Here is a 12,561-nt window from a genome sequence, read left to right as displayed (position 1 = left end):
ATCGGTCGGGCGACGGGCGAGCCGGGCGGAGGCTTACCGACATGACGACCACCTCCCACGCCTCGGCCGCCGGCTCCCTCCTGCTCGGCGGCGACCTGCCGATCGCCCGGATGGGCTTCGGCGCGATGAAGCTGCCCGCCCGCGACTGGGACGGCCCGGCCTGCGACCCCGTGCGGAGCCTCGCCGTGCTGCGCCGGGCGGTCGAGCTCGGTGTCGACCACATCGACACCGCCTGGTTCTACTTCCACGAGGACGTCTCGGCGAACGGCCTGATCCGCGAGGCCCTACACCCGTACCGCGACGGCCTGGTGATCGCCACCAAGGTGGGCCCCGGCCGCAACCCCGACGGCAGCTGGCTGGAGCCGGCCGGTCCGGCGGAGCTGCGCGCGGCCGTCCACCGCAACCTGCGTGAGCTGGGGGTGGACCGGCTCGACCTGGTCTACCTGCGGCGGATGCCCAGCCTGCGGTCGATCGCGACGTCCTTCGCGGCGCTGGCGGAGCTGCGGGAGGAGGGGCTGATCCGGCACCTCGGGGTCAGCAACGTGGACGCGGCCCAGCTCGCCGAGGCCGAGGCGATCGCACCGGTGGCCGCCGTGCAGAACCGGTTCAGCGTGCTGGAGCACTCGGCGGAGGACGCGGCGCTGCTGGCGGACTGCACCGCGCGGGGCATCGCCTTCGTGCCGTTCTTCCCGCTCGGCGGCTCCGGGGTGCCCGAGGACCCGGCGCTCCAGCGGGTGGCCGAGCGGCACGGCGCCACCCGGGCGCAGGTGATGGTGGCCTGGCTGCTGGCGGCCTCCCCCTCGATCCTGGCCATCCCGGGCACCTCCTCGCCGGTCCATCTGGAGGAGAACGTCGCGGCCGCCTCGCTGCGGCTGGGCGCCGAGGACCTGGCGGAGCTGGCGGCACTCGCGGCGCCGGTCCGGCCGTGATCCCCGCGTGGGCGAAGCGGTATGACGGTCCGACCCGTCCGGCGGGGGCTGGTCGGCGGGTGCCGCCGCGGCCTAGGATCCCGGTACGGCATCGCGTGTCGGTCACCGTCCGGGTGAGGCATGGAGGTAGCCCGTGAGTGCCTTACGGAGGCATTCGAAGCATGACAATCCAGCTCGATCACACCATCGTTCACGCCCGGGACAACCGGGAATCCGCCGCCTTCCTGGCGGCCATCCTCGGCCTTGAGGTCGGGACGGCCTGGGGTCCGTTCGTCCCGGTCGCCACGGGCAACGGGGTGACCCTCGACTTCGCGTCCGTCCCGGCGGAGGCGATCGCCCCGCAGCACTACGCCTTCCTCGTCTCCGACGAGGAGTTCGACGCCGCCTTCGCCCGGATCGAGGCGGGCGGCACCGCCTACTACGCCGACCCGCAGCTGAAACTGCCCGGCGAGATCAACCGCCACCACGGCGGCCGGGGGCTGTACTTCTTCGACCCGGCCGGCCACGGCATGGAGATCACCACCCGCCCCTACGGCAGCCACTAGGCGCCGGGCCCGTGCCCGGCCGGGTCACCACCCGGCCGGGCACGGTCGCGCGTGCCGCGGCGATGGGCCGAATGTCAAGCGCCGGATCGTCCAAGATCGTTCCGTGAGTCGCCCGGGCGCTCGTTGTGGCAGGCCAGGGCCGGTCCGCAGACTGTGCGCACGGCATCGCCGGTCAATCCCACCCCGCCTGCAAACCACTCGTAAGCATGATGGATACTGGCCCTTGTGAACGTGTTCACGTTCACAAGCGGACAAGCTTGCACGGGTACGCAGCGGTCTACAGCCATAGATGAAGTTTGTCCGGAAAGTGACCTTCGAGGTCGGGTCGGAGAGAGGGCGACGTGGAACTGGCAATCGCTCACGAAACCATCGCGCGTTGGCAATTCGGCATCACCACCGTCTACCACTTCCTCTTCGTACCGCTCACCATCAGCCTGGCCGCCATCGTGGCCGGACTGGAGACCGCCTGGGTCCGGACGGACAAGGAGAAGTACTTCCACGCCACGAAGTTCTGGGGGAAGCTCTTCCTGATCAACATCGCGATGGGCGTGGTCACCGGCATCGTCCAGGAGTTCCAGTTCGGGATGAACTGGTCGGACTACTCCCGCTTCGTCGGTGACGTCTTCGGCGCCCCGCTCGCGATGGAGGCGCTGATCGCCTTCTTCTTCGAGTCGACCTTCATCGGGCTCTGGATCTTCGGCTGGGACAAGCTGCCGAGGAAGCTGCACTGCGCCTGCATGTGGATGGTCTCGCTCGGAACCGTGCTCTCCGCCTACTTCATCCTGGCGGCCAACTCCTGGATGCAGCACCCGGTCGGTTACTCGGTCGACCCGGTCACCGGGAAGGCACAGCTCACCGACATCGCCCGGGTGCTGTTCCAGGACACCACCGTCACCGTCGTCCTGCACACCCTGACCGCCGCCTTCCTCACCGGCGCGGCCTTCATGGTCGGCATCGCCTCCTTCCACCTCTGGAAGGCCAAGCGCCGGCCGGAGGCCGCCGACCCCAAGCGGGTCGCGGTGATGCGGACCTCGCTGCGCCTCGGCCTGGTCCTCGCGGTGGTCTTCGGCCTCGGCACCGCGCTCAGCGGCGACTCGCTCGCCAAGGTGATGTTCCGCCAGCAGCCGATGAAGATGGCCGCCGCCGAGGCGCTCTGGGACAGCCAGGCCCCGGCGCCGTTCTCGGTCTTCGCGGTCGGCGACGTCGGCAAGGGCCACAACTCGGTCGAGCTGGAGATCCCCGGGATACTCTCCTTCCTCGCCAACAGCGACTTCAGCTCCTCCGTCCCCGGCATCAACGACACCGCCAATGCCGAGGCCGCCCGGTACGGCGGGGATCCGAAGGACTACATCCCGAGCATCTTCGTCACCTACTGGGGCTTCCGCCTCATGATCGGCTTCGGGATGACCTCCTTCGTGGCGGGGGTGGTCGGGCTCTGGACCACCCGGCGGAAGTGGCTGCTGGCACCGGAGTTCCGCACCGGCGACACCGAGGTGCCGAGACTGATGCTGCTGCCGAAGCGCGAACTCGGCCCGGCCCTCACCAAGTGGAGCTGGCGGATCGGCATCCTCACCATGGGGTTCCCGCTGATCGCCAACAGCTTCGGCTGGATCTTCACCGAGATGGGCCGCCAGCCGTGGGCCGTCTTCGGGCTGATGACCACCGCGAGCGCGGTGTCGCCCAACGTCGGCATCGGGACCCAGATCGGGGCCCTGACCACCTTCACCGCGCTGTACGCGATCCTCGCCGTCATCGAGGTGCGGCTGCTGGTCAAGTACGCCAAGGCCGGGCCGGTCACCTCCGAGCGGCCGCCCACCGAGGACCCGACGCTGCGCGGCCCGTCCCCGGACGAGGACGCGGACAAGCCGCTCGCCTTCGCCTACTGAGCCCGGGCCCCCACCCGAGCCACCGGGCCCGCCCGGTTCACCGAGCCCCACCGCGGACTACCGAGGACTACTGAGGATCCGACATGCAACTCCACGACGTCTGGTTCGTCCTGATCGCCGTCCTGTGGATCGGCTACTTCTTCCTTGAGGGCTTCGACTTCGGCATCGGCATCCTCACCAAGCCGCTGGCCCGCTCCACCGCCGAGCGGCGGGTGCTGATCAACACCATCGGCCCGGTCTGGGACGGCAACGAGGTCTGGCTGCTCACCGCCGGCGGCGCCACCTTCGCGGCCTTCCCGGACTGGTACGCGACGCTGTTCAGCGGCTTCTACATCCCGCTGCTGGTGATCCTGGTCTGCCTGATCGTGCGCGGGGTCGCCTTCGAGTACCGGGCCAAGCGCTCCGACGCGCGCTGGCAGCGGAACTGGGAGGAGGCCATCTTCTGGACGTCACTGCTCCCGGCCTTCCTCTGGGGCGTGGCCTTCGCCAACATCGTCCGCGGCGTCGACATCGACGCGCAGAAGAACGTCGTCGGCGGCTTCTGGGACCTGCTCAACCCGTACGCGCTGCTCGGCGGACTGGTCACGCTCACCCTCTTCACCTTCCACGGCGCGGTGTTCGCCGCACTGAAGACGGTCGGGGAGATCCGCGACCGGGCCCGTGCCCTGGCGATGCGACTCGGCCTGGTGACGGCGGTGCTGGCACTGGCCTTCCTGCTCTGGACCCAGGCCGACCACGGCAACGGCTGGAGCCTCGCGGTCCTGGCCGTCGCGGTGCTGGCCCTGGTCGGCGCCCTGGTGGCCAACCAACTGGCCCGCGAGGGCTGGGCGTTCGTCCTCTCCGGGGCGACCATCGTGGCAGCGGTCGCGATGCTCTTCCTCTCGCTGTTCCCGGACGTGATGCCGTCCACCCTGAACCCGGAGTGGAGCCTGACCGTCACCAACGCCGCCTCCTCGCCGTACACGCTGAAGCTGATGACGATCGTCGCGGCCGTCTTCACCCCGCTCGTGCTGCTCTACCAGGGCTGGACGTACTGGGTCTTCCGCAAGCGGATCGGCGTCCAGCACATCCCCGGGCACGACCCGGCCGCCGCGCTCGACCAGGGCTGAGCCGTGAAGCCCGTCGACCCCCGACTGCTCGGGTACGCCCGCACCACCCGCGCCTTCCTCGCCGGATCGGTCCTGCTCGGCGGGGCGGGGGCGGCCCTGGTGGTCGCCCAGGCGAGCCTGATCGCCGAGATCGTCGTCCGCGGCTTCCAGCAGCGGGCCGGCCTCGACGAGCTGACCGCGCCGCTGCTCTGGCTGGCGCTGACGGCGGTCGGCCGCGGGCTGGTCGGCTGGCTCACCGAACTCACCGCGCACCGCTCGGTGGCCCGGGTGAAGTCCACCCTGCGGCGCCGGCTGCTCGACCACGCCACCGCGCTCGGCCCGGCCCACCTGGCGGGCCGGCGCACCGGCGAACTCACCACCCTCGCCACCCGGGGCGTCGACGCGCTCGACGACTACTTCGCCCGCTACCTGCCGCAACTGGCGCTCGCCGTGGTCGTCCCGGTGATCGTGCTGCTGCGGGTCGTCGGCGCCGACCTCACCTCGGCCGCGATCATCGCCGGGACGCTGCCGCTGATCCCGCTCTTCATGGCGCTGATCGGGATGGCCACCCAGAGCCGGATGGACCGGCAGTGGGAGACCCTCTCGCGGCTCTCGCACCACTTCCTGGACGTGGTCGCCGGCCTGCCCACGCTCAAGGTGTTCAACCGGGCCCGTACCCAGGCCGCCACCGTCGCCAGGATCACCGCCGACTACCGCCGGGCCACCCTGCGCACCCTGCGGATCGCCTTCATCTCCTCGTTCGCCCTGGAGCTGCTCTCCACCCTGTCGGTGGCGCTGGTCGCGGTCTCGATCGGCTTCCGGCTGGTGGACGGCACGCTCGACCTGGAGACCGGGCTGCTGATCCTGATCCTGGCGCCCGAGGTCTACTTCCCGATCCGCCAGGTCGGCGCGCTGTACCACTCCAGCGTGGAGGGGCTGACCGCGGCCGACGAGCTCTTCGCGGTGCTGGAGACCCCGCTGCCGCCGGCCGGGACCGTCCCCGCCCCCGCGCTCGCCGGCGCCGTCGTCGAGGCCGAGGGCCTCACGGTGCTGCACACCGGCCGGAGCGCACCGGCGCTGGACGCCGCCGGGCTGACCCTGCGGCCGGGCACCACCACCGCGCTCACCGGCCCGAGCGGGGCCGGGAAGTCGACCCTGCTCGCCGTCCTGCTCGGCCTCACCGTGCCGGACGCGGGCAGCGTCCGGATCACCGCCGCCGACGGGCGGACGTACCGGCTGGACGAGCTGGAGCCGGCGAGCTGGCACCGGCAGATCGCCTGGGTGCCGCAGCACCCGCACCTGTTCGCCGGCACCGTCGCCGAGAACCTGCGGCTCTACCGGCCCGGCGCCGGCGAGGACGAGCTGTGGGCGGCGCTGGGGTCCGCGCACGCGCGGGACTTCGTGCGGCGGCTGCCGCACGGGCTCGCCACCGTGCTCGGGGAGGACGGCGCCGGCCTGTCGGCGGGCCAGCGCCAGCGGCTGGCGCTCGCCCGGGTACTGCTCGCCGACGACCGGCCGCTGGTGCTGCTGGACGAGCCGACCGCCGGCCTGGACGGCGCCTCGGAGGCGGCCGTGGTGGACGCCGTCCGGGTGCTGAGCGCCGATCCGGCGCGCACCGTGCTGCTGGTCGCGCACCGGCCGGCGCTGCTGGCGGTGGCCGACCGGCTGGTCCGGCTGGAGGGGCCGCCGGTGCCCGCGGGCACCGCCGCGCCACCCCGGCCCGCGCACGACGGGCGGCCGGTTCCGGCCGCCGACACCCTGCCGGAGGAGCCCGCCGGAGCGGCGACCGTACGGCCCCGGCTGGCGCTCTCCGTCCTGCTCGGCGCGCTCGCGCTCGGCTGCGCGGTGGCGCTGATGGCCACCTCCGGCTACCTCATCTCCTACGCCTCCGAGATGCCGCCGGTGCTCTACCTGATGATGGCCGTCACCTCGGTGCGGGCCTTCGGCATCGGGCGCAGCGTGTTCCGCTACGCCGAGCGGCTGGTCTCGCACGACGCCGTGCTGCGCACCCTCGGCACCCTGCGGGCCGCCGTGTACCGCCGGCTGACCGTGCTGGCCCCGGCCGGGCTGCCGGCCTTCCGGCGCGGGGACCTGCTCTCCCGGCTGGTCGCCGACGTCGACGCCGTCCAGGACCACCACCTGCGCTGGCGGCTGCCGGCGGCGGTGGCCGCGGTGGTGTCTTCGGCCGCGACGGCGGCGATGGCCGCCTTCCTGCCCGCGGCCGGCCTGGTCCTCGGGCTGGGGCTGCTGCTGGCCGGGGCGGTGGTGCCCGCGCTGGCCGCCCGCTGGTCGGCCGGTGCCGAGCGGCGGCAGGCCCCGGCCCGCGGCCGGCTGGCCACCGCCGTCGTCGACACCCTCACCGGAACGGCCGAACTCACGGTGGCCGGGGCGTTGCCGGGCCGGCTGGCCGCCGTCCGGTCCGCCGACGCCGCGCTGACCGGGCTGGCCGCCCGCTCGGCCGCCACCACCGCGCTCGGCACCGGGCTGATCGCGCTGCTCACCGGGCTGACGGTGGCCGCCGCCGCGGCCGTCGGCATCCGGGGTGTGCAGAGCGGCGCGCTGGCGCCGGTCTGCCTGGCGGTGGTCGTGCTGACCCCGCTGGCGGCCTTCGAGGCCGTCACCGGGATGCCGCTCGCCGTCCAGGCCCGCCGGCGCAGCCGGACCGCCTCGGCCCGGCTGGCCGAGGTGCTGGACGCGCCCGCCCCGGTCACCGAGCCCGCCGCCCCGGCGGCCCTGCCCGGGCAGCCGCTGCCGATCACCGTCCGCGGGCTGACCGTCCGCCACCCCGGACAGGAGGCGGACGCGCTGGTCGGCCTCGACCTGGAGCTCGCCGCCGGCCGCCGGATCGCCGTGGTCGGCCCGTCCGGCTCGGGCAAGACCACGCTCGCCCAGGCGCTGCTGCGCTTCCTGGAGCCGGCCGCGGGCCGGATCACGTTCGCCGACGGCCGTCCACAGGCTGTGGACAGTCGGGAGCTGGCCGGGGACGACGTCCGCCGGGTGATCGGGCTCTGCGCCCAGGACGCGTACGTCTTCGACAGCTCGCTGCGGGAGAACCTGCGGCTGGCCCGGCCCTCGGCCGACGAGCGGGAGCTGCGCGCCGCGCTCGCCGCCGCCCGGCTGCTGGACTGGACGGACACCCTCCCGGCGGGCCTCGACACCATGGTCGGGGAGCACGGCGCCCGGCTCTCGGGCGGCCAGCGCCAGCGGCTCGCGCTCGCCCGGGCGCTCCTGGCCGACTTCCCGGTGCTCGTGTTGGACGAGCCCGCCGAGCACCTCGACCTGCCCACCGCCGACGCGCTCACCGCCGACCTGCTCGCCGCCACGGCCGGCCGGAGCACCGTGCTGATCACCCACCGACTGGCCGGCCTCGACGACGGCTCCGTCGACGAGGTCCTGGTCCTGGACGGCGGCCGGGTGGTCGAACGCGGCACCTGGTCGGAGCTGGTCGCGGAGCCGGGCGGCCGGCTGCGGGCGATGTGGGAGCGCGAGCGCGCGGCGGACGGCCCGGTGGCGGTGGGCACCGCCGCAGCCGGTCGCCCGCCGGTGGTCGCGCCGACCTTCGGCTGAAAACCGTACAAACTACGCTCGACACCATGGACCCCACGCCAGACCTGCCACCCCCCGCCGCTCCCGACCCGGCGCCCCACCGGGTGCCCGAGATCTCCTCGCTCGGGCTGGACACGCTGGTCACCGAGGTGGCGGAGCGGCTGCAGTCGGCGGCCGCCGTCACCGACCGGATGCAGCGGCTGCTGGAGGCCGTCGTGTCGGTCGGCGCCGGGCTGGACCTGCACGCGACGCTGCACCGGATCGCCACCGGCGCCGCCGAGCTCGTGGACGCCCGGTACGCCGCGCTCGGCGTGATCGCACCGGGCGGCCACGGCCTGGCGGACTTCATCCACGTCGGCGTGGACGACGAGACCGCCGCCGCGATCGGCGAGCTGCCGGCCGGCCGGGGCATCCTCGGCGCCCTGATCGACCGGCCCGAGCCGCTGCGCCTGACCGACCTGGCGACCGACCCGCGCTCCTCCGGGTTCCCGCCGGAGCACCCGGCGATGAAGACCTTCCTCGGCGAGCCGATCCGGATCCGTGACGAGGTGTTCGGCAACCTCTACCTCACCGAGAAGCAGGGCGGCGGCGCCTTCACCCCCGAGGACGAGCAGGTGGTGCACGCGCTCGCCGCGGCCGCCGGCGTCGCGATCGAGAACTCCCGGCTGTACGAGGAGGGGCGGCGGCGCGAGCGGTGGATCGCGGGCGCGGCCGCCGTCACCACGGCGCTGCTCTCCGCCGACGAGGCCGAGGTCGCGCTGACCGTCGCGGCCGAGCAGGTGCGCGAGCTGGCGGACGCGGCGCTCGGCATGATCCTGCTGCCGACCGTGGACGGCGAGGGCGACGGCCAGATGCGGGTGGCGCACGCCTCCGGCGAGGCCGCGGAGTTCGTCCAGGGCGAGCTGCTGCCGAAGGAGAGCTTCGGGGCCCGGCTCCTCCAGGGCGACAGCGTCTACCTCGACGACATGTCCAGCGACCCGACCGTGGTGATCCGCCTGGCGCGCAGCTTCGGCCCGTCGATGGCGGTGCCGATGGTCGCCGCCGGCCGGGTGCTCGGAGGGCTCTGCGTCTGGCGCCCGCGCGGCGCGGTGCCGTTCACCGACACCGAGAAGCAGCTCGCCGAGACCTTCGCCTCGCAGGCCGCGCTGGCCCTGCGGCTCGCCGAGGGACAGCGGGACCAGCAGCGCCTCGCCGTCTTCCAGGACCGCGACCGGATCGCCCGCGACCTGCACGACCTGGTGATCCAGCGGCTGTTCGCCACCGGGATGATGCTGGAGAGCGCCGCCCGGCGCGCGGTCGTGCCCGAGGTGAAGGTCGGCATCGGGAACGCGGTGGACGAGCTGGACGCCACCATCCAGGAGGTCCGCACCACCATCTACGCGCTCCAGCACGACAACCACGGCGACGCGCCGGACACCCTGCGGACGCGGGTGCTGCGGGAGGGCAGCCAGGCCGCCGCGGCGCTCGGCTTCAAGCCCTCGGTGACCTTCACGGGCCCGGTGGAGAGCCTGGTCGGCGAGAAGACCGGCCGTCAACTGCTGGCCGCGCTGCGCGAGATGCTCTCCAACACGGCCCGGCACGCACGGGCCTCGCGGGTCGGCGTGGAGGTCGACGCCACCGTGCACCTGGACGACGAGGGACGCCCGGTGAGCGGTGACCCGGAGTCACTCGACCGGGCCGGGCGTCCCGGGGTGCTGCTGACCGTGACGGACGACGGCGTCGGCATCCCCCCCGGCGGCCGCCGCAGCGGTCTGCGCAACCTCACCCGACGGGCCGAGGTGCTCGGCGGGGACGCCTGGCACGAGCCCGGTCCGTACGGAAAGGGGACGCGGGTGCGCTGGACCGCGCGGCTCTGAGTCTTCGCGCGCTGTCGAACGGTCTGTGCGGGTCAAGGGAGTTCGGTGAGGGGGCCGGGCGTGTGGTTGGTGTGCAGTCGGTGAATGTTTAACGAGGGAGAACTTCGCGGCCAACGGAGCAAGTTGTGCATTTCCTTCCCTTCCGGCGTGCTCGTGTGCACACATAGCTTTACTCCCGTCTCGGAGGGAACCGGACTGGGGGAGCAGTGGACGCGTCGAACCGCGGTCACACCGCAGCAGGTGCAGGGCGTGGGGGATTCCGGGTGGAACGGGCACCGGACGGGCGTTACCGCTGGCAGCTGAAGGCTCCCAACGGCCGGGTCGTCGCGGTCACCGCGGCCGGATACGAGACGGCCGCGGACGCCGAGCGCGGCTTCGACGGGTTACGCGCCGGCGCCGACGCCCTGGTCGCCCGGATCACCCATGTCCGCGACGGCATCGGCTGGGTCTGGGTCGTCCCCGGTTCGCGCCTGCTCCCCGAGGTGCGCTCCAGCCGCGCCTACGAGCGGTACGCGACCTGCCAGAACGCCTTCCGCCGGTTCGTGGTGCTGCTCGCCAAGCAGCCCGCCCTCGAACTCCCGGAACGCGCGGCACCGTTGAGACGCTCCGATGCCCGCCGCTGAGCGGCGCGGTCCGCGCCTGCTGATCGTGCCCGCCGCCGACCGGTGCCTCGGCTGGTCGCTGCGCGCCGCCAACGGGAGACAGCTCGGCGTCGGCGTCCGCACCTATCGCAGCGAGAACGAACTCGCCGACGCGGTCAGAGAGTTGATCATCGAGCGGGCCGCCCTGCGGTGTACCGTCGGGCAGTCCGAGGCCCGGCTCTGGGTCTGGACCGCCCAGCTGCCGGTGCGCAGCACCCGGCCCGGCGTGGTCGAGGCCGGCCCGATCGCCCGCAGCGCCCGCGGCTACCTCCGGCGCGACCAGTGCCAGGCGGGCGTCGACGGCTTCCTGGCCGGGCTCCAGTGGATCGGCCAGGAGCTGCGCAGAACCGGCCGGGACGCCCGCCGGCCCTGGTAGTACCCTCGCCCGGTGCGCGGCGCCCTGACGGCCCCCGCGGATGGCGCCTCGTCAGACCCCCGTTCCGGCCGGCCGGGATGCCGTGCGTCCCGCCGTCCGCGCCCGGCGAGCCCGGCCCCGGCGCTGGCCCCGTCCGCGCCCGTTCCCCCCCGGTCCGGTGAAGCGCAGGTTTCCGGCAACCCCCCGAGCCGCCACCTGGAGAAGAACGTCATCGGCCTCCGACCTGCGGCTTTCCACTCCGCTGCGGCCGGGCTGACCAGTCACTAAACCTGTCCGAACCGATGAGTCGACAATCGCCGGCCGCCGCTGACGGCCCTTCCGGGGGAACAGCCCGTCCCGACAGGATCAGCTCTGCCGGAGCGGCCACCGCGGATGTGGCCACCGGCCCCGGACCCCCAACCAGGGCCCGGGCAAGCGATGCACCTCTCTCCCACCGGAGGAACAGGAACATGCGCAAGACCGCTGCCAAGCTGCTCGCCGTCGCCGCCATCGCCACCTCGCTCGCCACCGTCGCCGCCGGCACCGCCAGCGCCGACCCGAGCGTGACCCCGGCCGCCCAGGACATCGTGAGCGCGGGCTCCGACACCACGCAGGCCGTGTCGACCCGGCTCTCGACCGACTACAACGCCTACCTGACGAGCATCGGCGACACCACCTCGCCGCGCTACTACAGCTGGGACGCCACGGGCTCGACGAACATCACGCTGAAGTCGGGCGCCTCCTCGATCGTCCGCCCGAACGGCTCCGGCGCCGGCATCACCGAGCTGAACACCTCCGGCTCCGCGCTGGACGTGGCCCGCTCCTCGCGTGCCCCGAAGTCCACCGACCCGGCGTCGGACATCTTCGTCGCGTTCGCCAAGGACGCGGTGACCTGGTCCGCCAACTCCGGCGGCCACGCCCCGGCGAGTCTGACCGCCGCCCAGCTCAAGGGCATCTACGACTGCTCCATCACCAACTGGACGCAGATCAACGCCTCGCTGACCAACGCCACGATCAAGCCCTGGCTGCCGCAGGCGAGCTCCGGCACCCGCGCCTTCTTCCTGACCGCGATCGGCAACCCGACCGTGGGCAGCTGCGTCCAGGACGGCCCGGAGGAGAACGAGGGCGTCGACACCCGCCTGGCCGGCGCCGACACCGTCTTCCCGTACTCGGTGGCCTCGTACCTGTCCCAGACCGTGGGCGGCCACTCCACCCCGACCTCCGCCCCGGGCAGCCTGACCCTGCGCAACGTCGGCACCCTGGTGCCGGTCAACACCACCACCAACACCATCAACGCCCCGTTCGCCGCCTCGGCGTTCGGCCGCGTGGTCTACAACGTCGTCCGTGACGCCGAGTGGACCGCCACCAACGCCCACGGCACCGCGCTGCGCGCGATCTTCGGCCCCTCGGGCTGGATCTGCTCCAACGGCACCAACGACATCAAGAGCTACGGCTTCCTGCCCCTCCCGGCGGCGGCCTGCGGCAGCACCACCCACAGCTGACCACACCCGCTGATCACACCCCGCACCATCCGGCGGCCACGGGCTTCGTGCCCGTGGCCGCCGGCCACACCCGGGCACCCCTTCGTGCCTGTCGGAGCCGGCCGGGCGCCCATCGACTTCGGCCTCCTCCGCCGCCGGGCAGTGCGGAGGAGGAAGGCCGTCGGGGCGGTCGAACGACCGCCCGCACCACCGAGCACATCACCTCTCCCAAGG

Annotated in this window: 9 protein-coding genes; all 9 read left to right on the top strand. The window is 73.3% G+C overall.

The annotated features are described in order from the left end of the window. Window positions 1–41 precede the first annotated feature (41 nt). The 9 genes from ABZ497_RS24670 (at window position 42) to ABZ497_RS24630 (ending at window position 12,348) form a co-directional block, all read left to right on the top strand. Window positions 42–929, top strand: a complete 888-nt coding sequence (locus ABZ497_RS24670) for an aldo/keto reductase (protein ID WP_359808293.1) — start codon at window positions 42–44, stop codon at window positions 927–929. A gap of 161 nt (window positions 930–1,090) precedes the next feature. Next, window positions 1,091–1,474: a VOC family protein gene (locus tag ABZ497_RS24665; protein WP_359808292.1), complete on the top strand. Its 384-nt coding sequence runs from the start codon at window positions 1,091–1,093 to the stop codon at window positions 1,472–1,474. Between the two features lie 341 nt (window positions 1,475–1,815). Beyond that, complete coding sequence (locus ABZ497_RS24660) at window positions 1,816–3,360, top strand: cytochrome ubiquinol oxidase subunit I (RefSeq protein ID WP_359808291.1); 1,545 nt, start codon at window positions 1,816–1,818, stop codon at window positions 3,358–3,360. A gap of 83 nt (window positions 3,361–3,443) precedes the next feature. After that, the gene (gene cydB / locus ABZ497_RS24655; protein WP_359808290.1) at window positions 3,444–4,469 is read left to right on the top strand and encodes a cytochrome d ubiquinol oxidase subunit II; all 1,026 of its coding nucleotides are present in this window, start codon (window positions 3,444–3,446) and stop codon (window positions 4,467–4,469) included. Between the two features lie 3 nt (window positions 4,470–4,472). Further along, complete coding sequence (gene cydD, locus ABZ497_RS24650; RefSeq protein ID WP_359808288.1) at window positions 4,473–8,015, top strand: thiol reductant ABC exporter subunit CydD; 3,543 nt, start codon at window positions 4,473–4,475, stop codon at window positions 8,013–8,015. 170 nt (window positions 8,016–8,185) lie between these two features. Further along, on the top strand, window positions 8,186–9,850 hold the full coding sequence (locus ABZ497_RS24645; protein WP_359808325.1) for a GAF domain-containing protein: 1,665 nt from the start codon (window positions 8,186–8,188) through the stop codon (window positions 9,848–9,850). Window positions 9,851–10,113: 263 nt separating this feature from the next. Continuing rightward, window positions 10,114–10,473: a DUF1508 domain-containing protein gene (locus ABZ497_RS24640; protein WP_359808286.1), complete on the top strand. Its 360-nt coding sequence runs from the start codon at window positions 10,114–10,116 to the stop codon at window positions 10,471–10,473. After that, the gene (locus tag ABZ497_RS24635) at window positions 10,460–10,867 is read left to right on the top strand and encodes a hypothetical protein (RefSeq protein ID WP_359808284.1); all 408 of its coding nucleotides are present in this window, start codon (window positions 10,460–10,462) and stop codon (window positions 10,865–10,867) included. Before ABZ497_RS24640 ends, ABZ497_RS24635 begins: the two co-directional genes overlap by 14 nt. A gap of 449 nt (window positions 10,868–11,316) precedes the next feature. Further along, window positions 11,317–12,348, top strand: a complete 1,032-nt coding sequence (locus ABZ497_RS24630; RefSeq protein ID WP_359808283.1) for a substrate-binding domain-containing protein — start codon at window positions 11,317–11,319, stop codon at window positions 12,346–12,348. Window positions 12,349–12,561 lie beyond the last annotated feature (213 nt).

It is taken from the genome of Kitasatospora sp. NPDC005751 (assembly GCF_040630835.1).
In the GTDB taxonomy this organism is placed as follows: Bacteria; Actinomycetota; Actinomycetes; order Streptomycetales; family Streptomycetaceae; genus Kitasatospora.
Note: the sequence above shows the minus strand (reverse complement) of the source record. Positions and strands in the feature narration are given on the sequence as shown.